Here is a 20,441-nt window from a genome sequence, read left to right as displayed (position 1 = left end):
GATTTAAAAGTTGAGTTATAAAGGCAGTGTTTCTTCTCCCAGGCGATTCATTTGTCCTGGCAGATCATTATATGGAATAATCACCTCAACCAATGCCGGTTTGTTCTTGAGGGCTTTCAGCTTAGGAAGTATTGATTTGAGATCGGAAACTGTTTCAGCACAAAAGCTTTCTGCACCAAATGCTTTAGCCAGTGCAGCATAATCCCATTTGGGAAGAATATCAAAGGCGTCGAATGGTACTCCCGAACTGGGTTGGAACGCTTTTACATCTACATACACCTGCTCGATCGCATAAACACCGTTGCTCATCACAAAGATGACCGCGTTTACATTGTTACGCGCAAGGGTTGATAACGATTGGCATACCATCATAAACCCTCCGTCTCCCGCAACAGTCCATGAACGCTTTCCGCTTCCGAGTTGGGCGCCAAGTGCTGCACCGGTTTCAAAACCTATGCATTGCCATGCTGCCGAACCGATGAAGCTACCTTGCTTTAATCCTGTTGCATTGGCAGCAACGTACAGCGAACAGCTTACACCAAACACCATGTTCACATCGTTCATCATTTTATTATCCTGCAGGAATTGCATCGTGTGCTGGAAGAACCTGTTGAAAGTGATCACTTCCGGTTTACTGTTGAATTTCGGATCGGAATTCGATTCCCATGGCTCAGGATATACTGGCCATTTGGGCGGGGTCATTTTGAGCGGATACTTCGGCTTCGCGCTTGTCTTGAATTTCCTGAGTAGTGCTTCCATGAAATCTTTCATCGTTATTTCCTGGTATTTAAAATATCCTGCACGAATCTGATCTGTGGACGCCAGTACCATGTATTCATATTTATTCTCCATGAACCAGAGGTAGTCATCCGTCAGAATTGTTCCGAGTGAAATGATACAGTCCGATTGCTCAACGATATCGAGTACGCTTTTTACTGAAGCCGCATCTGAATATGTACCAATGAAATTTTGGGGATCTTCATCCAGCACAGTTTTTCCAAGAGTAGTCGTCGTATAATAAATACCGCTTGCATCGATGATCTGCTGGAGCAAGCCTGTTAGTCCATGACGCAACACTTCCACGCCGGCCCAGATCAATGGATTTTTTGCATTGATAATAATCTGCCACGCCATATCAACTGCATTTTCAAGTGCAGCCGGTTCGCTTTTAATTAGCAATGGTTGCAACGGTTTTGCTGAAGGGCGTGGACAGGGCTGTTGCCACACTTCCTTGTAGCATGCAATATAAACCGGCCGCTTATGTGTAATTGCCTGAATTAGGAGATTGTCAATTTTTTCAGGTGCACCCACATTCGTACTCAATGTTTCCGCGGCCACTGTCACATTACTATACACATTCTGGTCAGCGAGCAGGTTCCCGGTGGAATGATGGAAGATCATTCCGTACCGATCTGTTTGGTTACGCATGTCCGCACCTGGAGCAGCACTAATCACTACTATCGGGCTTCTTTCCACATAAGCCCCCGCAATAGCATTAAGTGCACTGAATGTACTTACTCCATATTGCAGCGATACTGCTGCAAGACCCCTTGTTCTTGCATAAGCATCGGCGGCATAGGCGGCATCTAATTCATTTATTGCACCAATTGTATTTATTCCATTAAAGTACTCAAGAGCCTGGGTAAAATGCTTTACATAATCACCCGGAATCTGAAATACATCAGTGACATTTAATTGTTTAAGCCGTGTTAGCAAGTAATCGGCAACAGTGAATGTATTTGTAGACATATTACAAGTGCGTTAGTTTGATAATTATTGTTAAATAATGGCAACTAATTGGTATCAACCCAAACTCCTATCTGTGAGCCAATGTTTGTAGGTTCACCGCCAGTGGAAGCACTATTTGCTGCGGGGGGAAGATCCTGGCTATAGGGCACACCATCCTCATTCACAAAGTATAATACTTTGTTGGGGAGGCGTTCATAAATGCCAGCGAAAAAGGAACCCAATAATTTAAAGGGGATTGTAAGCGTTTTTCATCATAGCAATTATTTTTATATCGCTAATCGTAAGGCCATTCGGTTAATACCTCCCGCTGAATTAACTGAACGGAATCAGTTTTGTGGGGGGATATTTTTAATCATAAGGTTTGGAGATTTTTAAAAAATCCCATGTAATGTTATTGTGTAATTGGAATGTAAAGATAGGGAGGCTGCGAAGCCATTACGGGCATAATGACACAGAACCGGCTTTCATTGCCGGGAAGAGGCCAAAAAGAGGTATAAAAGGGGGCGAAGGGGGAACCGAATTGGCTATTTCAGGATATGAAATCGGCTTATAAAGTTCTTGTATGTATCACTTAACAGAACCTGATGATTGCCTTGTAAAAGGATAAGGTTATCGGCTGGAATGATTTCAATGATTTTTTCAGCATTTACAACATAATTCCGGTGGGTCTGGTAAAAGAGGGTGGTATCCACTAAGTCGAGGATTTTGGAAAGCGAAATCTGTACGAGAAATTTTTCTTTCTCTGTAATAATGTTACAGTATCTTTCTACTACTTCAATATAAATAATATCGCCTGTTTGTACTTTTTTCAGGGCACCTTTCTTTTTTATAAACAGGAAGTCTTTGCTCACTACTGCAGCTGGTTCTTCACTGGTAAATACCTGTTGTTGACCATAAAATTTCTCTACCGCTATTTCTATGGCATATAAGATTTCCAGCTCATTGAAAGGCTTTAATAAAAAACTAAAGGGATGGGCGAGTTTGGCTCTTTCGAAAATTTGCCGGTCCTTCGAGCTGGTTAAGAATACAAAGGGCCTGGCTGCGTTCGGAACGGTATTGATGGTTTCAGCAAACGTTATTCCATCGGGAATATCGTTTAAAAGTATATCAATAATTACCAAATCCACTTTGTTTTTATAAAACAAATGGATTGCTTCGGTATAACTGGCTGCTATTGCTGATATAATATAGTTGTGAGCTGTCAATACTTCTGCCAGTGTTTTACTTTGCTCCGGGTTATCCTCAACGATTAATATATGAATATTTTCCATGGGGCTGGTATGTAGGTAATGATACAAACACTTTGGTGCCTATTCCCTCCTGGCTTTCAATGGATACAGCGCCTCCGTTTTTTTCAGCCATAGATTTGCATAACTGTAATCCAAGGCCTGTTCCTGAATGCGGATGCCTGTTCTGGTGGGATAATGGATTCATGCCCGTTCCGTTGTCTTCAACTACCATGTTGTAAAAACCGCTTGCTGCTTCCTGCGACCATACTTTAATGATACCGCCTTCATGAGAGAATTTAATAGCATTGTCCAGTAAATTTCGTAAAATAACTTTTAAAGAATCCAGGTCGGCGAAAACAAAAATAACGGTATCGATAGTGCAGGTAAAGCTGATGCTTTTTTCTGTCATCAGGGGCCTGTAGTTATAAGCCACCTGCTCCACAATGGAATGCAGGTGAACAGATTCCTGGTGAAAATAAAGCTGTTTGGTTTGCAGTAATGCCCAGTTGAGCAAGTTGTCCAATAAGCTATAAGTGGCATTTGTAATAGCGCTGTTATTTCTCAATAATTGATCTAATGCGTTTATGTTTTTTGTTTCGAGACAGTCGATTAGTTTAGTATTGCTGACTTTCAGTGCGGCAACAGACGAGCGCAGGTCATGACTAACAATAGAAAATAATTTATCTTTTGCGGTGTTTAGTTCATCTACCTGTTGTTTTTGAGCAAGTATAATCTTATTGCTTTTAATTTTTTGTGTATAAAAGTAGCCTCCCGCTATCAGCAGAGACATGGATAATACCAATATGGCTAATAAAGTGTTCCGCTGGGCTGCTTTCAATTTGTTTTCCGCCGCCAGGAGATCCACTTCCTTCTGTTTTTGCATGACCGTCGCATTTTTCTCCATCTCGGCAATGGTCCATACTTTGTTCTGATCGTTAACAGAATCCTGCCATTGTTCAAATTCTTTCCTGTATTGCAAAGCTGCCAGAAAATCTTTCCTGTTCTCTTCCACTACTGCCATATTTTTAGCGGCCCTCCTTCTGAGCCCGAAATCGTTTGTTTTTTTTGACAACTGATATGCTTTTTGAAAATAAGGAATGGCTTGCTTATCCTTATATTGTTCGTAATAAACATTCGCAATATCCATGTAGCTGCCAACCATAAACAATGTGTCGTTTTGCTTCTGTTGCAATTTTACACTTTTAAAAAGGTAATCTTCTGCCCTGGCAAAATTCTTCAAATGCAGGTAACAGATCCCGATATCATGATAAACAGTACTTTTTTTTACATCATAGGAGCCCGTGTCTGGAAGATTTTCAATTTGCTGAAAGTAGGTTAATGCTTTGGAAAAGTTCTTGAGTTCTAATGCAATGGCGCCAAGTTTAAGTGTTACTTTATAAGCAAAAGCAAAGCGGGGAGAAATGAGACCAAGTTCTTTTTCTGCTTCCTTAAAAAGTTGTTTTTCCTTAAAGCTAATAGCCCGGCAGTAATGACTATAATCAATGATTTGGTGATCAGTATTTCCTTCGGCAATCACCTTCATGGAATAGATCAGGGTAGAATCCCAGTTATGTTGTAAAAAAAACACATAGGTTAAATAAAAATTCTCATTCGGTTTGGATTGCAGTGCCTTATTTTTTAGCGCAATAATAAATAAGCTATCCTGCTGACCCATCGAAAAAAGGGAAGAAGGTTGCCATGCTAACCATACAATAATGAAGATTTTTAGCCTGGTCATTTGTACTCAATTCTGTACAGTAGTTTCAGTGCCTCTTGATGTTTGCGGATCAGTGTTTGTTAGATATACCTGAACTGTATCGATAGGATTATCTGAATTTTGCATGAAAGTGAATTCAGAATAGTATAGATTAACAGTTTCGTTAGGGGAGGTTTCAGGGGGAGGCGTAAATTGGAATCGACAACTCATTATATTACCTGTGATTTCGGCATGTCCTGGCGAATATATTACATCGGAAGCCTGTACTGCGGTGTCTATTAATAAAGTGACTCTGACGAGTATAGTGTTTTCTGGACTAGTTAATAATTGGGCATTTATCAGTGGAGCGAATACGTAATACCTGTCTTTCGGGTCAGGGGATGGAGGGCTAGAGGGGGCAAGTGATTGCTGTGGAATGCATTGTAATGGCTGCAATCTTACATTTACTATACTCATTGTGTTTTAGATTTATTATATGAATGATAATAAAAGAAGGTATGACATGTTTAGCTAAAAGTAAGATATTTTGAAACAATCCAAGCTTTAAAATCACTATTGTCCGACTAAATAATCTTATAAACCTTTAAGCCGGTATTATCCCAAATATTAGATGTGATACCAGGTTCACTAATCAATGCAGCTGGAAGAAAACATACATCTAATCGATATTTTAAACGATTACCTCTACGGGTTCACTTGGTAAGCCTTTTATACGGTGTATTCAGCTATTGTAATGGGCTACGGGAGCTGAGTGATGGCTTTTAGCTTGTGAGACATAAAGAGCTTGATTTTGCAACTTTTAATATTAAGATAAATGCTGTTTCCAGCCAGATTTATGAGGCATAAAAAAGTAAGGGATGCATATGATTCAACCGTTATTACCAACAAGCCGACAACGGTTATTCCTCCTCCTACAGGTAAAGGCAAGTCAGACTCTGTAAAAATAAATGCTCCCAATATTGTAAACTTAGCTCTGGAGGTTTGGAAACCTAAGGCTAATTAAAACCCGTAAAAATCCAGCTAACACAACGTTATATAAAACGAAAAGCAGGCCGCGGGCAATCGGGGGCTTTGAAATCTACTATGCAGAATATAACAAGGTTTTAATCTCTTTGTTCAGTTGTAAGCTTTAAAAATCAAATTCTGACAGGTTGTAGTTTTCTAAATCGTACAGCTGTTTATTGTCTTTGACAAATGTACCCTGATCGAAAAATGGTCCTTTACGGTTATATCAACAAACCCAACCCAGATTGCAGAAATAGATAAAAGATTGAAAAGACTGCTGGAGCCTTATCCCATGGAGGAGTTAGACCGGGAAATGTATGAGGAATTTAAGTGGAAGCGATGAGAAGAACGTGCAACTTTGGCAAAAAATGGCTGAGATGAAGACAGGGTATCGAACCTTGAAGGCTGGTTAGATAAGATGATAAAATACGCTGCGAACCTTGCTGCTGTATGAGTTTCCAGCAATTACGCAGAAAAACAGAAGCTTCAATTCTCAGTATATCCGGAAGGAGTCTTGTATAACAGGGAAAACGACGAGTGTCGAACCCCAGGAAAAATGCAGTATTCCAGTGTATAGCCAAGCAGGCAAGGGTTTAAGTAGCAAAAGAAAGCGGGAACAATACATCTAACAGTAATGTTCCCGCTTTAGTGGAGAATACCGGAGTCGAACCGGTGACCTCTTGCATGCCATGCAAGCGCTCTAGCCAACTGAGCTAATTCCCCTGCAATCGAGGTTGCAAATGTAAAATATTATTTGAATTTGCCAACTTTTTTTTGCGATTGCCGACATGGCTGGAAATTTACCAGCCAATGCCATAATCCTCCCCATGGTTGCTGCTACCACCCCATAAACTACCATGTTCCCTATCAAGGAAAATAGCGTTTACCGGACCACTGGTACGCTCACCGTAAGTAGGCTTGTAACCCATATTGATCAGGGTCGTACGCACACTGTCAGGCGTGTTTTTATTCAGCAGGATCTCTCCTGGATGAGGGATACGATCTTTTGCCTGGGTACCACCGAGGGATAACCACAACTGGTTCGTATTGATATTCGCTGCTTCAGTCGCCTGTTGTACCGTCATACCAAATTCCACTATATCGAGGAAGAACTGTAGGAGGTTCTGATCCTGTGTGTCCCCACCCTGTACGGCGAAGGACAAAAACGGCTTACCATCTTTCAGTGCCATACTTGGTGTGAGGGTAACACGGGGACGCTTGCCGGGAGTCACCACATTGAACGGGCATACCGCAGAATCCAGCACAAATGATTGCATACGCTGACTCATACCTACCCCTGTATGACCAGCTATACATGCCGGTGTCCAGCCACCACTAGGGGTTATAGACACTACCCAGCCTTCGTCGTCGGCAGCTTCAACACTGGTAGTACCTCTCCATAATCTGTCCATATAAGCGCTATCATTTATCGCCATCATCTGATCGGTAACAGGAGTGTTTAAGATTGCAGCAGCATCATGCTTGGGCAGGAAACTTTTATTAAGATCAACAGACGTATCTGATAAGGCATTGTGCATATTCAGGAGGTCTGTAAACGGGTTCTTTTTGCCTTCGAAAGCATATGGATCACCCGGAGCCAATTTAGGCTCATTCCGGGCAGGATTAATCAGTTTTGCTCTTTCTTTTGCATAGGCTTTGCTTAGCAAACCATCCATTGGTAACTTAGGAGAAAAAGCAGGATCACCATAGTAGAAATCACGGTCTGCAAAGGCAAGACTCATGGTTTGGTATATGGTGTTGATGTATTGGGAAGAGTTGTAACCCATACTTTTCAAGTCGAAGTTTTCCAGGATATTCAGGCTTTGCAACATAGCAGGACCCTGTGTCCAGGCTTGTAATTTATATACTTCGATACCACGGTAATTGACATGTAAAGGTTCTTCTTCTACAGGCTTCCATTTTGCCAGATCATTCATGGTGATGAGGCCTCCCTGTTCCTGGCAACCTCTTACAAATTCCTTTGCAATATCTCCTTTGTAGAAACGGTCGTAAGCAGCCATGATCGCTTCCTTACGGCTTTTATGATTGCGCAGTGCTTCCTGTTCTGCTTCTACCATTTTGGTAAGCGTAGCCAGTAGATCTCTTTGTACAAAGATCTCACCTGCATCGGGTGCTTCTCTCTTTTCGCCAGGATGTGTAAGGAAAACAGCTTTGCTGTATGGCCAGCCTTTGATCCTTTCTTTTGCACGCTCAATGCTGTTGGCGGTCTGAGCTTCGATCGGGTAACCAGCCGCCATTTCCATAGCAGGTGCCAGTACTTCTTTCAGACTCAGTTTACCATAGTTCGCCAGCATGAGGCAAAGACCTCCGGGAGTACCAGGAGTAACAGCTGCCAGCGGACCATATTCAGGAGGGAAGTTGTAGCCTTTACCTTTGAAGAACGCTGGCGTGGCCCCGGTTGGCGCTACACCCAGCGAATTGATGGCAATGACTTTTTTTGTTTTTGGATTGTAGATGAGGGCCTGTGTTTCGCCACCCCAGCTAAGTACATCCCACATGGTACAGGTAGCAGCCAGCATAGCGCAGGCAGCATCTACTGCATTTCCTCCTTTCTGAAATATCATAGAACCAGCGGTAGCAGCCAGTGGCTTGCCGGTTACAGCCATCCAGTGTTTACCGTGCAAAGGTGGTTTTTGTGTTTGCTGTGCCAGCAAAGGCGAGGCAACAACAAAGAAGCATACCAGGAGGTATATTCGTTTCATAAGCAAATGCGATTTAGACAGTAGAACGGAAAGGTAATAAAAGAAAAAAGCCGAACCAATCGCTTTTATACCTGCGGTATAAAAGCGATTGGTTCGGCGTAATGGCTTGCAGCCGGCTGAAAAATTACTTAGAAGAAAAACTGTTCAGAAACAACCTTTCCATCTTTCACTTCATACACACAAATCTCTGCCATATTCATTCTTCCCTGTCCTTTCATATCCACATCCATGTCCATAGAAAAAGAAATAGCATTCGCCACGACCAATGGTTCAGACACTTTGATGCTATGCACTGCGTCTAATCCATCCATGAAAAATTTAATCTTTTTCTGTAACGCTGGCAAACCTTTAGTTTCCTTTGCAAAGTTAGGTGTAGAATAAGGTTCAATGCTTATGGCATTCTCGGCATACAGTTCAGTCTGAGCTTTCTCGAATTCTCCTTTAGCGCAATACGCCACCAGTTTCTGGGCGATCTCTTGTGTAGTCATAACGATTGGGGGTTTGGTTTCGTATAAAGCTAAGATAAGCATATTACCATAGTATTAAATGACCTGCCCGGCAGTGCTGCTACATAACAGGCTATAAGTATGCAGTGCCCCCGCAGTCATATTCGTTAATTTGCTGATACTAACCCAAGCTATTTACTCACAATCACACGTTAAACATTATACATGATGTCCAACCAATATCCCCCTGGGCTGCACTTCGGGATCCCTGAAAAAATGCAGCCGCATATCCGTATATCAACTCATCTGCCGGAGCAATTCAGGCAATATCTGCTATCACCTACCTCGGCCACCACTTATATAGAGGCCCCTTTCGGCAGCTATATTACCCAGGAAATAAAGGGACCAGACTGGATGATCAGCTGGCAACAATGTTTTATCCGGGAAAAAGTCCGGTTACGGCCTTCTACCCCATCGCCCATGCTGGCCATGTATTGCATACTGAAAGGTAATATCAGCTGTCGTCTTCAGGGACAAGGCAAACTAATGCTGATTGAAAAAGAATTTGGCATCTATTACATTCCGTCGCACTCTCAGAACACTGCCGATCTGCGGTCCGGAAATTATGAGATGATCTGTATTTCTTTTTCCCCCTCCTTTTTCAGCAGGTTCATTTCCCGTCACCCTTCGTTCGAAGACATCTATCAGCAACAGCAAAAACAGGCACGCAGAGGTACGACACTGCCCGCCATCAGAATGGAATCACCCGATCTGAAAGTACTGGACGACCTGCGGCAATGCCCCTTACAGGAAGAAGAAAAGCTAGCCTACATAGAAGAAAAACTGGAATCACTGCTCACGCTGTATTTCAATGCCCTTACGCCTAAATACCTACAAAACGGCGAACAGGCAGGCAAACTGAAACAGGTATGCCTGTACATTCAGCATCACTATCACCAACACCTTAACATTGCAGATCTGAGCAGGAAAGCAGATATGCATATCAACACTTTTGAACGGGCTTTCAAAGAGCTATTAGGGGTAAGTCCAAGAGGATATATCGAACACCTGCGTATGAAAAAAGCAGCCACGCTACTTTCTCAAACTACACTAAGCATCAAGGAAATTAGTTACAATACCGGCTACAGAGGGGCGAACTACTTCACGGCCGTGTTCCGGAAACGGTATCGCTGCTCTCCGAGAGAATATCGTAAAAACCGCTTATCTTGAGAGGATCATCTTAAGAAAAGTGGAATAAATGGACGAGCAATTATCAGCCAGACTTATACAGATCAGAAGACAGATTCATGCTAACCCTGAACTGGGTTATCAGGAAGAAAAAACATCTCAACTGGTAAAGCAGGAGCTTGACCAGCTTGGCATACCATATACTACCGGTGCTGCCCGTGGCACAGGTGTAATTGGAACCCTGCGTAAGGGTGATGGCCCTGTTGTAGCCATCCGTGCGGATATGGATGCCTTGCCTATGCAGGAGGAAACAGGTTTACCCTTTGCCTCCCTGACAGCCGGCAAAATGCATTCCTGTGGTCATGACCTGCATACGACTATGCTGATAGGCGCTGCGGCGCTTTTAAAGAATACAGACTTCCAGGGTACTGTCAGGTTCCTGTTCCAACCTTCAGAAGAAGGGCCAAATGGCGATCCTGAAGGAATGACAGGTGCACACAGAATAGTGGAAGAAGGTTACCTGGATGATGTACAGGCCGCTTTGGGGCTGCATGTAGATCCTTCATTACCCGTAGGTCAGATCACCTATGCACTGGGTCCTGCACTGGCATGTACCGGATTCTTTAGCATCGAAGTACTGGGCAAAGCGGCACATGCAGGTGCGGCACCCCAACTGGGTGTAGATGCGGTAGCTGTGGCGGCTCAACTGGTGACTTCTGCACAAATGATCGTAGCCAGGCATACTGCCCCTACAGAAACAGCCGTATTGTCCTTTACCAAAATCAATGGTGGCGTAGCCCCGAATGTGATTGCTGACAAAGTTGTGCTGGAAGGTACCATCCGGTCTCTGGACCTGGATACCTACAATGACATCATCAGCAGACTCAATAAGATCATTGAAGGACTGATGATAGCCTATGATGCAAAGATCAGGTTCGACCTCTACTATAACCTGCCAAGCGTACTGAACGACGGCAATGTACATGGCAAACTGGTACAAAGTCTCGATACCGTATTTGGTTCCGGCAATAGCAGGGAGGTTATACCGCTCCTGGCAGGTGAAGATTTTGCCCACTATTCCAGGAAAGTGCCTTCTATGTTTTACCTGCTGGGCGCACAGGATCCGACATGTGGCGGATACTATCTGCACCATCCCAAAGTAATCTTCAATGAAGGCGCTATTACCTATGGTGCTAAATTCCTTGCGACAGGGGCCATAGGTTTGTTGAATAATTACAGGTAATTATTGTCTAAATAAATACCGGGCCGGTTGGGTGTTGAATTAGTATAACTAATTTTACCCTGTCATGGAACAAAAGCACCTTGGAAAAGCAGACACCGCGTTTATGGCGGCCTGCACCGGATTGATCGTCGCTAATATATATTATTGTCAACCCCTGATCGTTCTGATCGCCAGAGAATGGGGGCTGAAAGAAAGCGCCGCCGGGCGTGTCACCTACCTTACCCAGATCGGATATGCACTGGGGTTATTACTCCTGGTACCGCTGGGCGATATCCTGGAACGTAAAAAACAGATACTGATCACCACACTGGTGGCGATAGGCGCCCTTTTGCTGGCGGCTACCGCACAGAACTTCTTTGTATTGCAGGCAGCGAGTTTGCTGATCGGCATTTCCTCTGTAGTACCACAATTGATATTACCACTGGCAGCTCACCTGGCAGCTGATCATAAAAGAGGGAGCATCATCGGTGCCATCATGGGTGGTTTGCTGGTAGGCATCCTGGCTTCCCGGTCAGTGAGTGGTACAGTGGGGGCCTTATTTGGCTGGCGGGAGATGTATTATATAGCGGCAGGCATCTGTACCGTGCTGATGGTATTGATGTACTACCGCTTTCCGGATAGTCAACCGACCCTGAAGAGTAACTATGGGGAACTGATGCGTACGGTGGTTCATTATGCCCGTACACATCCCCGGCTCAGAGAGGCTTCTGTAATGAACGCCCTTTCCTTTGCGGTGCTGAGCGCCTTCTGGGTGACCATGGTGTTGTTCCTTTCCAATGCTCCTTTTAAATATACCTCGGCACAGATTGGCTTATTTGGCATAGCGGGAGCAGCCGGGGCACTGGCGGCACCACTGGTAGGTAAGATGAGTGATGGCCGGGATCCGGGAAAGAACATTATTATCGGTCTAATACTGGAACTCCTTAGTTTTGGAGCATTTTACTTTACAGGGAGCAATATTATATTACTATTAGTCGGAATTGTGTTGGTAGACGTAGGTCATCAATCCATCATGGTAACGAATCAGACCATTATATACGCTTTGAAGCCGGAGGCGAGAAACCGTTTTAATACAGTTTATATGACCAGTACTTTTATTGGTGGGGCGGGCGGTTCTGCGATCGGTTTATGGCTCTGGAACCTTGGGCAGTGGCCGGTAGTATGCGCGGGCTGTACATTAATTATCCTGGTGAATGTAGCTTTATTTTATATGTTCAGGCCGGCTACCGTCAAAAAGGCACTGATTTAAGTGCAGACATTTTTTTTAAATTCATAAAAAACAATACCTTTGCCGTCCTTTCCACAGCATGTCAAGGCAGGGGGAAGTAGTTCTTTACACAATAGTGTATGCGGGTGTGGTGAAATTGGTAGACACGCCAGACTTAGGATCTGGTGCTTCACGGCATGGGGGTTCGAGTCCCTCCACCCGCACTTTTTTTATACATTTCGGCATACAGCTTATAAAAAATATTGCCATTAAGGCACTAAGTCACTTAGTAACTCCCACATAGCTGCCATTCCTTCGTGCCTTTGTGACTTCATGGCATATTCTTCGATTCAGGAATTATTATTGCTTCATACAAGAACATTTATTAAAATTAATTATGGCAACCGTTACCAGAGAAAACATCGGTTTATTGAATGATAAGATCACTGTGAAAGTGAGCCAGGAAGATTATCTTCCCAATTATGACAAAGCAGTAAAACAGCTTAGCAAAACCGCCAATATACCAGGCTTCCGTAAAGGTATGGTGCCAGCAGGGATGGTGAAAAAAATGCACGGTCCGGCAATCTTCGCGGATGAAATACTGAAAACTGTAGAGAAAGAACTCACTGGCTACCTTCAGAATGAGAAAGTTGAGATCTTCGCTCAGCCCCTTTCTCTGGAGAAGGAAGCTAAAAATTTTGATCATAACAATCCTACCGAATATAACTTCGATTTTGAAATTGGCCTGAAACCTGCTTTTGAAGTAACTCCACTGCAGGAAGGTAAAACTACCCTGAGCCGTTATAAAATTAAAGTGACCAGCGAAATGCTGGACAAAGAGGTTGACAACCTGCTCGAAAGAGGTGGCAAAAACGTAGAAACTGAAAAAGTATCTTCTGAGAATGATTTCCTGACTGTTAAGTTCGAAGAGAGCGATGAAGCAGGTAACGTACTGGAAGGTGGTATTCAGAAAGAAAACGCCATTAAGTTAAAGCAGTTCTCTGCTCCTATACAGGAACAGCTGAAGGGTAAAGGAAAAGGCGATAGCATCGTATTCTTCCTGGCTACTTCATTTGATGCAGCTGCTTTACACGACATCCTGCACGACCTTGGTTTCCATGGTCATAACGATGCGGATGCACAACGTTACTTCAAACTGACCATCGAGAAAGTTGAAGTAATTGAAAAGAGGGAACTGAATGAAGAATTCTTCAAAGAAGTATTCCCTAAGGATGAAGTAACCACTGAAGAAGCCTTCCGTGAGAAACTGAAATCTGAAATAGAAAAGTACTGGGATTCCGAGAGCCGTAATCACCTGCACAACGAACTGTTCGAGGTGCTGGTACACGAAACTCCTATTGAACTGCCCAAAGAATTTCTGAAGCGCTGGTTACAGCAGGGTGGCGAAAAGCCAAAGACTGCTGAAGAAGCCGAAAAAGAATATCCTGGATTTGATCATCAGTTACGCTGGACTTTGATCAGCGACAAACTGATCCGCGAAAATAAACTGGACGTATCCTTTGATGAACTGAAGGAAAGCGCCAAACAGAAAGTAATGGGCTATTTTGGTGGTGCAGCTGCTGCAGATGGTGCAGACTGGCTGGATAGCTACCTGGAACGCCTGCTGCAGGATGAAAAATTCGTAGATCAGACCTATCGTGAGATGGTGACTCAAAAACTGTTTGATTGGGCAGAACAAAAGGTAAATGTGAAGGAAGAGGAAGTAACAGCCGAAGAATTTGCTAAATTACCTAATAAACATCACCATCATGAACATTAATAACGAATTCAGGAAATATGCCATTCAGCATAGAGGGATCAGTAGCCTGGTAGTAGATAGCTATACCCGTCACCAAATCAATGCCTTAACTCCCAACATCATCGAGGAACGCCCGATGAACATGGCGATTATGGACGTGTTTTCCCGTTTGATGATGGACCGCATCATCTTCATGGGCGATCCGGTAAATGACTATGTAGCTAATATTATCACAGCACAGTTGCTGTTCCTCGAATCTACTGACCGTACCCGTGATATACAGATGTATATTAACAGTCCCGGTGGTAGCGTATATGCTGGTTTAGGTATCTATGACACCATGCAGATCATCGCTCCTGATGTAGCGACAATCTGTACAGGTATGGCCGCTTCTTTTGGCGCCGTACTGCTGGTGGCTGGTACTAAAGGCAAACGTACTGCGCTGAAGCACGCTCGTGTAATGATTCACCAGCCTCATGGCGGTGCTGAAGGACAGACCTCAGATATCGAGATCACTGCCCGCGAGTTCGTAAAGCTGAAAAAAGAGCTGAACGAAATCATTGCCGGACACTGCGGACAGCCTGTAAAGAAAGTTGAAAAGGATTCTGATCGTGACTACTGGATGACTGCCGATGAAGCAAAAGAATACGGTATCATCGATGACGTACTCACCAGAAATCCTAGAAAACAACAGCAGCAGGACGGTACTACGCCTCAATAATTAGTTGTAAATTCTATAGAAGCAAAATTTAGAAAGAGAACCCGTGTCTTCAAAACCGGTTTTTCTTTTTAACTTTTGCTTTTCTTTTTTAATGACACCCTTTCCCCCTTTAATTTGTACCTTTGTAAGCTATGAAAGAGTCCAAAATACGTTGTTCATTCTGTAATCGTTCGAAAGATGAAGTGCAGATATTGATAGCTGGTGCAGATGGCCATATTTGTGAGAACTGTGTGGCCAACGCACAGGAGATCATAGAACAGGAATTGTTTCAACAGCAGGGTAAAAAAGCCCCTTCCCACTTCGTTCCAAAAGTGGCCAAACCCCAGGAGATCAAGAAATTCCTTGATGAATATGTGATCGGACAGGATGATGCAAAAAAAATACTGGCAGTTGCCGTTTATAACCACTATAAAAGGCTGAACCAACAGGTAGGAGATGACGATGTGGAAATCGAGAAATCCAATATCATCATGGTAGGTGAAACCGGTACTGGCAAAACCCTGCTGGCTAAATCTATCGCCCGTCTGCTGAATGTTCCTTTTACTATCGTAGATGCAACCGTGTTTACCGAAGCCGGTTACGTAGGTGAAGATGTGGAAAGCATTCTGACACGCCTGCTACAGGTATGTAACTATGATGTAGAAGCTGCTGAAAGAGGTATCGTATATATTGACGAGATCGATAAAATCGCACGTAAGAGCGATAACCCTTCCATCACCCGCGATGTGAGTGGGGAAGGCGTACAGCAAGGTCTGCTAAAACTGCTGGAAGGTACCGAAGCACTCGTTCCTCCACAAGGTGGTCGTAAACACCCTGAGCAGAAACTGATCAAAGTGAATACACAGAATATACTGTTTATATGCGGTGGTGCATTTGATGGTGTTGATAAGATTATCAGCCGCAGAGTACAGACGCATTCTATCGGGTTCACGGTGAACAAAGAAAGAGAAGAAGAAAACAAGAAGCATATACTCCGTTACATCAACTCCCAGGACTTAAAAGCATTCGGTCTGATTCCTGAATTGCTGGGACGTCTGCCTGTTGTAACTTACCTGAATTCTCTGGACAACGAAGCGCTGAAAGCGATTCTGACAGAACCAAAGAATGCACTGATAAAACAATACAAGAAACTGTTCAAAGTAGAAGGTATTGACCTGGTAATAGAAGATGATGCAGTAGATTATATCGTAGAAAAAGCAATGGAGTACAAACTGGGTGCACGTGGTCTTCGCTCCATCTGTGAAGTAGTATTGAGCGATGCGATGTTTAACCTGCCTTCTTCCAACGAAAGCTCCTTTGTATTGACAAGAGCATATGCAGAAGAGAAATTAGATAAATCAACCCTGGTGCAGCTGAAAGTTGCGTAAGGTGTACATGATATTTTGAAAAGGGCGGACGATGATCGTTCGCCTTTTTTATTACCTTTAATTCAAATAATAAATATGGACCTCTTAAAAGAATTGAAAGAAAGAGCCGGTCTTAGCAACGAACAGGCTATCAAGACCTTTGAGATACTGAAAGAGTATGTAGGTGGAAAGGTGCCCGTATTCCTGGCAGGTACTGTCGAGAAATGGTTTAATGACATCGAAAAGAAAGCCGAAGCAGCTGGCAAAGAAGAAAAAGAAAACGATTTTCTGGAGCACTAAGCAAAAGACATTGGCACAATAAAAAAGGCATCCTCTGAGAGGATGCCTTTTTCTTTTGGTTGCGTAAAAGTTGTTTCGATTGTCTTTTCTTTTTGTAGGAGGTTGATAAATTGGTAAAGAGTGATGAATTAACCCAAATTTAACGTTCTTAATTCAAAAATCCAGCACCTTATTTAGTTTATACTCACTTTTTTATCAAAAAGTTTAGACAACATCAATACATTAAATTTTTAGCATATAGCTAAAAACCTTACAAATAATATTCTAACTCAAAAATCAACACTAATAGAATCTTGTTTAAAAGATATATTTTGTTGACAAAAAGTTTGAACGCTGCTCACTTACGATCTCATTCAGGAGAATTTTGTTCTCTTCCGTCACTTTAGTAGCCACCATTGTACGAATAGAGAATGCACGTAAAGCATCCGGAACACTCAATGTTCCTTCAGCAGAATCCTTCCTGCCTGTGAATGGGAAAATATCAGGGCCACGCTGACATTGACAATTCAGATTCACCCGGCTTACCTGGTTTACCAGCGGATCAATCAACGAAGCCAGTTCGTCTGCATCATTGCTGAAAAGACTCACCTGCTGTCCGTGAGATGATTCAATCAGATAATCGATCGGTGTTTCTATATTGTCAAATGGCAAAATTGGAATGACAGGACCAAATTGCTCCTCCCTATACAACTTCATTTGATTATTCACAGGGTATAACACCGCCGGGTATACAAATGATTCGAATGTAGTACCGCCATTTTCGTTCATCACCTTCGCACCATTAGTGATAGCATCTTCAATACATTCCTGCAGATAAGCCGGTTTCTGTGGCTCTGGCAGTGGTGTAAGGAATACATCCTTCTCCCATGGCATGCCTATTTTCAGTTTGCCTACAGCAGCACTAAACTTTTCAATGAATGCATCTGCTACGTCTTTATGCACATAAATGATCTTTATAGCCGTACAGCGCTGCCCATTGAATGAAAGTGAGCCCAACACACATTCTTTTACTGCGAGGTCTAAATCGGCTTTTTCTGTGATAATGGCGGCATTCTTTGCATCCAGCCCCAGAATAGCACGCAGGCGATTTACCTTCGGGTGCATCTTCTTCAGCTGGTTAGCTACTTTGCTGCTACCGATCAGGGTGAGTACATTGATCTTGCCAGACTCCATGAGCGGGGCTATGATCACATTTCCACGACCATAAATGGTATTCACCACGCCTTTTGGGAAACAACTTGCAAAAGCTTCCAGCAGTGGATAGTGCAATAACGTACCGTGCTTGGGAGGTTTGAACAACAAGGTGTTGCCCATGATGAGAGCTGGAATCAGGGTGGTAAAGGTTTCATTCAGCGGGTAGTTGAATGGTCCCATACAGAGTACTACACCTAATGGTGAACGGCGTATTTGTCCGATAATACCTTGTTCAATTTCGAAACGGCTGGAATTGCGATCAAGATCTTTCAGTGCATCGATCGTAGCGTTGATATACTCAATAGTACGATCAAATTCCTTTATAGAATCTGCATACGATTTCCCGATTTCCCACATGATCAGTTTTACAATCTCATCTTTCTTTGCAATCATCTTGCCAGTGAACTTATCCATGCAGGCGATCCTTTCAGCTACCGGCATGGTAGGCCATTCGCCACGACCATCATTGTACGCGAGTACTGCTGCATCGAGTGCAGCAAGGGCTTCTGTTTGTGTGCACAGCGGGTAAGAGCCAATTACTTTTCTTTTGAGGCCTTCTGGAGTCTGGACAGCTACCGGGGAAAGAACGGTGTGGACATCACCGTTCCAGGGTTTCATTTCACCGCCGGAGAGATATTCACGCTGGTGAATCTCCTCCGGTAGCAGGAATTGCGCCGGGATGGCGTCTGCTGTCGGGAACATTTGATGTAAGTGTTCTTCAAAGGTCATGACATAGTAGTTTATATAGATGAAAGATAGTAAATAGGTTATAAAAAAAAGACTGATCGCACTTCTGGAGCGGATCAGTCCTTTAGTATGTTTTTAGATAGTTGCGTTACTTCAGGGCCTCACGGGCAATGACGAGCTTCTGAATCTCGGAAGTCCCCTCTCCTATGGTACATAATTTCGCATCTCTATAAAACTTCTCTACAGGAAAATCCTTCGTGTATCCATAGCCACCAAATACCTGTACGGCTTCGTTCGCCGTTTTTACTGCTACTTCCGAAGCATAGTATTTGGCCATTGCCGCCTGCTGGGTCACCTTTTGTCCTTTACTCTTCCCCGAGGCAGCCTGCATGGTCAGCAGCTCAGCAGCCATAATCTCTGTAGCCATATCAGCCAGTTTAAAAGAGATACCCTGGAAGGCTGCAATAGGTTTATCAAACTGATGCCGTTCCTGTGCATATTTCAGGGCTGCTTCGTAAGCACCTTTGGCAATGCCTAAAGAAAGTGCGGCAATGGAGATACGACCTCCATCCAGTACTTTCATTGACTGAATGAAGCCTTCACCTTCATTACCCAGCATATTGGCAACCGGTATCCGGCAATTATCAAAGATCATTTCGGCAGTTTCCGAGGCACGCATACCCAGTTTATTTTCCTTTTTACCTCCGCTGAAACCGGGTGTACCGCGTTCTACCACAAAGGCGGTCATACCATGACTATCTCTTACATCGCCGGTACGGGCTATTACCACTGCCACGTCCCCGCTTTTACCATGGGTGATCCAACATTTGGTACCATTGAGCACCCATTCGTCACCGTCTTTCTTTGCCACACACTTCATGTTCATGGCATCAGAGCCGGTATTCGGTTCTGTGAGGCCCCAGGCACCGAGCCATTCGCCACTGGCGAGTTTAGGGAGGTAACGTTTCTTTTGTTCTTCAGATCCGAATTGTAAGATATGACCGGTACAAAGAGAATTGTGCGCTGCTACACTAAGGCCTATTGCGCCACAGAAGCGACTGATTTCGCTGACTACAGTAACGTATTCAAGATAACTGAGGCCACTGCCGCCATATTCCTGTGGAACTAACACCCCCATTAAGCCTAATTCGCCAAGTTGTTTAAAGAGTGGTGCCGGAAAGGTTTGGGTTTCATCCCATTCCATAACGTTTGGTTGAATGTGCGATTTACCGAAATCCCTGATCACCTGGGTAATCTGCTGCTGCATTTCTGTAGGTTCGAAGTTCATATTGGGGGGTTTTCTGTTTTGATGTAATGTTCAATTTTACGATAAATACTATCATCTACCAATGGTATGCCAAGAAGGTCAGATGGTTGCTGGAAAAGCCCGTTGTTGCTGCGATACAGGACAATTAACCGCGCCAGTTTGTACCTTATGTAAGGATGTTGGGCCAAAGTTTGCTCATCTGCGGTATTGAGGTCCAGTTTTTTTAGTGAAACTGCATTCAATCGCAGGTAAGGTTGAATTTTGTTAAATGTGCTATCCGGCAGGCCGTAAGTTTCCCTGATCTGGGAAATGGCATAAAAACCGCCTAGTTTCTCTCTAAAGCGGATAATTCGTGCAGCCAGCACAGGTCCTATTCCTTTCAATGACTCCCAGGCTGCAGAATCAGCCTTGTTGATGTCGATGTTGATTACTGATTGCCTGGAACGGGAAAAGGTAATATGTTTTTTAGGTGGAGGCGGAGCTTTTTTCAGAGAGGATTGAAAAGCCGCAATATCTTGTTGTAGTAATGTATCCCTGCTGGTTTGCAGTGGAAAATAGTGCGCGACTATCGCTGGTGTATACATGCTGATAGCAGTGAGCAGCAGCAATGCTATGATGCCTCTTCTTTCAAGCGCTGTGAATTGCCAGAATGGTTTCATA

At 43.6% G+C, this 20,441-nt stretch carries 16 protein-coding genes and 2 tRNA genes; 9 read left to right on the top strand and 9 right to left on the bottom strand.

Annotated elements, in window-relative coordinates:
- Positions 1 to 15: 15 nt before the first annotated feature.
- The 3 genes from SIO70_RS07755 to SIO70_RS07745 all read right to left on the bottom strand — a co-directional run bounded on the left by SIO70_RS07755 (position 16) and on the right by SIO70_RS07745 (position 4,716).
- Positions 16 to 1,749, bottom strand: coding sequence for an alpha-keto acid decarboxylase family protein (locus SIO70_RS07755; protein WP_320580368.1), 1,734 nt, complete (start codon positions 1,747 to 1,749; stop codon positions 16 to 18).
- A gap of 524 nt (positions 1,750 to 2,273) precedes the next feature.
- Positions 2,274 to 3,020, bottom strand: a complete 747-nt coding sequence (locus tag SIO70_RS07750) for a response regulator transcription factor (RefSeq protein ID WP_320580367.1) — start codon at positions 3,018 to 3,020, stop codon at positions 2,274 to 2,276.
- A complete protein-coding gene (locus tag SIO70_RS07745) occupies positions 2,992 to 4,716 on the bottom strand; it encodes a tetratricopeptide repeat-containing sensor histidine kinase (protein ID WP_320580366.1) in 1,725 nt (574 codons plus the stop codon). The genes SIO70_RS07750 and SIO70_RS07745 overlap by 29 nt, the downstream gene beginning before the upstream one ends.
- 591 nt (positions 4,717 to 5,307) lie before the next feature.
- Here SIO70_RS07745 and SIO70_RS33380 point away from each other — a divergent pair.
- Positions 5,308 to 5,460, top strand: a complete 153-nt coding sequence (locus tag SIO70_RS33380; RefSeq protein WP_414017913.1) for a DUF4372 domain-containing protein — start codon at positions 5,308 to 5,310, stop codon at positions 5,458 to 5,460.
- Positions 5,461 to 6,349: 889 nt separating this feature from the next.
- On the opposite strand, the gene SIO70_RS07740 is transcribed toward SIO70_RS33380, so the two are convergent.
- From SIO70_RS07740 to SIO70_RS07730, 3 genes are all read right to left on the bottom strand, one after another.
- Positions 6,350 to 6,423, bottom strand: a tRNA-Ala gene (locus SIO70_RS07740).
- Between the two features lie 77 nt (positions 6,424 to 6,500).
- Positions 6,501 to 8,423, bottom strand: a complete 1,923-nt coding sequence (locus SIO70_RS07735) for a gamma-glutamyltransferase family protein (protein ID WP_320580365.1) — start codon at positions 8,421 to 8,423, stop codon at positions 6,501 to 6,503.
- Between the two features lie 128 nt (positions 8,424 to 8,551).
- The gene (locus tag SIO70_RS07730; protein WP_320580364.1) at positions 8,552 to 8,911 is read right to left on the bottom strand and encodes a SnoaL-like domain-containing protein; all 360 of its coding nucleotides are present in this window, start codon (positions 8,909 to 8,911) and stop codon (positions 8,552 to 8,554) included.
- 183 nt (positions 8,912 to 9,094) lie between these two features.
- On the opposite strand from SIO70_RS07730, the gene SIO70_RS07725 reads away from it, so the two are divergent.
- The 8 genes from SIO70_RS07725 to SIO70_RS07690 all read left to right on the top strand — a co-directional run bounded on the left by SIO70_RS07725 (position 9,095) and on the right by SIO70_RS07690 (position 16,633).
- Positions 9,095 to 10,099, top strand: coding sequence for an AraC family transcriptional regulator (locus SIO70_RS07725; protein ID WP_320580363.1), 1,005 nt, complete (start codon positions 9,095 to 9,097; stop codon positions 10,097 to 10,099).
- Between the two features lie 28 nt (positions 10,100 to 10,127).
- Positions 10,128 to 11,300, top strand: coding sequence for a M20 family metallopeptidase (locus tag SIO70_RS07720; protein ID WP_320580362.1), 1,173 nt, complete (start codon positions 10,128 to 10,130; stop codon positions 11,298 to 11,300).
- Positions 11,301 to 11,364: 64 nt separating this feature from the next.
- Positions 11,365 to 12,549 carry an MFS transporter gene (locus SIO70_RS07715; protein WP_320580361.1) on the top strand — a complete coding sequence of 395 codons (1,185 nt, stop codon included), beginning with the start codon at positions 11,365 to 11,367 and terminating at the stop codon, positions 12,547 to 12,549.
- Positions 12,550 to 12,649: 100 nt separating this feature from the next.
- Positions 12,650 to 12,731, top strand: a tRNA-Leu gene (locus tag SIO70_RS07710).
- 173 nt (positions 12,732 to 12,904) lie between these two features.
- Positions 12,905 to 14,287: a trigger factor gene (gene tig / locus SIO70_RS07705; protein ID WP_320580360.1), complete on the top strand. Its 1,383-nt coding sequence runs from the start codon at positions 12,905 to 12,907 to the stop codon at positions 14,285 to 14,287.
- Positions 14,277 to 14,987, top strand: coding sequence for an ATP-dependent Clp endopeptidase proteolytic subunit ClpP (gene clpP / locus SIO70_RS07700; protein WP_320580359.1), 711 nt, complete (start codon positions 14,277 to 14,279; stop codon positions 14,985 to 14,987). Before tig ends, clpP begins: the two co-directional genes overlap by 11 nt.
- A gap of 131 nt (positions 14,988 to 15,118) precedes the next feature.
- Positions 15,119 to 16,354, top strand: coding sequence for an ATP-dependent Clp protease ATP-binding subunit ClpX (gene clpX / locus SIO70_RS07695; protein WP_320580358.1), 1,236 nt, complete (start codon positions 15,119 to 15,121; stop codon positions 16,352 to 16,354).
- Between the two features lie 75 nt (positions 16,355 to 16,429).
- Positions 16,430 to 16,633, top strand: a complete 204-nt coding sequence (locus SIO70_RS07690) for a hypothetical protein (RefSeq protein WP_083724144.1) — start codon at positions 16,430 to 16,432, stop codon at positions 16,631 to 16,633.
- Between the two features lie 297 nt (positions 16,634 to 16,930).
- Here the strand turns inward: SIO70_RS07690 and SIO70_RS07685 are convergent, their stop codons facing one another.
- From SIO70_RS07685 to SIO70_RS07675, 3 genes are all read right to left on the bottom strand, one after another.
- On the bottom strand, positions 16,931 to 18,556 hold the full coding sequence (locus tag SIO70_RS07685) for an NADP-dependent glyceraldehyde-3-phosphate dehydrogenase (RefSeq protein ID WP_320580357.1): 1,626 nt from the start codon (positions 18,554 to 18,556) through the stop codon (positions 16,931 to 16,933).
- A 106-nt stretch (positions 18,557 to 18,662) separates the two neighbouring features.
- On the bottom strand, positions 18,663 to 19,802 hold the full coding sequence (locus tag SIO70_RS07680; RefSeq protein WP_320580356.1) for an acyl-CoA dehydrogenase family protein: 1,140 nt from the start codon (positions 19,800 to 19,802) through the stop codon (positions 18,663 to 18,665).
- A complete protein-coding gene (locus SIO70_RS07675; protein ID WP_320580355.1) occupies positions 19,799 to 20,440 on the bottom strand; it encodes a helix-hairpin-helix domain-containing protein in 642 nt (213 codons plus the stop codon). The genes SIO70_RS07680 and SIO70_RS07675 overlap by 4 nt, the downstream gene beginning before the upstream one ends.
- Position 20,441: the final 1 nt, after the last annotated feature.

This window comes from Chitinophaga sancti, assembly GCF_034087045.1.
In the GTDB taxonomy this organism is placed as follows: Bacteria; Bacteroidota; Bacteroidia; order Chitinophagales; family Chitinophagaceae; genus Chitinophaga; species Chitinophaga sancti_B.
Note: the sequence above shows the minus strand (reverse complement) of the source record. Positions and strands in the feature narration are given on the sequence as shown.

Bases quoted from the DNA above. Each gene is read 5' to 3' on its own strand.
- SIO70_RS07755 (WP_320580368.1), bottom strand. From the start codon at position 1,749: ATGTCTACAAATACATTCACTGTTGCCGATTACTTGCTAACACGGCTT.
- SIO70_RS07750 (WP_320580367.1), bottom strand. From the start codon at position 3,020: ATGGAAAATATTCATATATTAATCGTTGAGGATAACCCGGAGCAAAGT.
- SIO70_RS07745 (WP_320580366.1), bottom strand. From the start codon at position 4,716: ATGACCAGGCTAAAAATCTTCATTATTGTATGGTTAGCATGGCAACCT.
- SIO70_RS07735 (WP_320580365.1), bottom strand. From the start codon at position 8,423: ATGAAACGAATATACCTCCTGGTATGCTTCTTTGTTGTTGCCTCGCCT.
- SIO70_RS07730 (WP_320580364.1), bottom strand. From the start codon at position 8,911: ATGACTACACAAGAGATCGCCCAGAAACTGGTGGCGTATTGCGCTAAA.
- SIO70_RS07725 (WP_320580363.1), top strand. From the start codon at position 9,095: ATGATGTCCAACCAATATCCCCCTGGGCTGCACTTCGGGATCCCTGAA.
- SIO70_RS07720 (WP_320580362.1), top strand. From the start codon at position 10,128: ATGGACGAGCAATTATCAGCCAGACTTATACAGATCAGAAGACAGATT.
- SIO70_RS07715 (WP_320580361.1), top strand. From the start codon at position 11,365: ATGGAACAAAAGCACCTTGGAAAAGCAGACACCGCGTTTATGGCGGCC.
- tig (WP_320580360.1), top strand. From the start codon at position 12,905: ATGGCAACCGTTACCAGAGAAAACATCGGTTTATTGAATGATAAGATC.
- clpP (WP_320580359.1), top strand. From the start codon at position 14,277: ATGAACATTAATAACGAATTCAGGAAATATGCCATTCAGCATAGAGGG.
- clpX (WP_320580358.1), top strand. From the start codon at position 15,119: ATGAAAGAGTCCAAAATACGTTGTTCATTCTGTAATCGTTCGAAAGAT.
- SIO70_RS07690 (WP_083724144.1), top strand. From the start codon at position 16,430: ATGGACCTCTTAAAAGAATTGAAAGAAAGAGCCGGTCTTAGCAACGAA.
- SIO70_RS07685 (WP_320580357.1), bottom strand. From the start codon at position 18,556: ATGACCTTTGAAGAACACTTACATCAAATGTTCCCGACAGCAGACGCC.
- SIO70_RS07680 (WP_320580356.1), bottom strand. From the start codon at position 19,802: ATGAACTTCGAACCTACAGAAATGCAGCAGCAGATTACCCAGGTGATC.
- SIO70_RS07675 (WP_320580355.1), bottom strand. From the start codon at position 20,440: ATGAAACCATTCTGGCAATTCACAGCGCTTGAAAGAAGAGGCATCATA.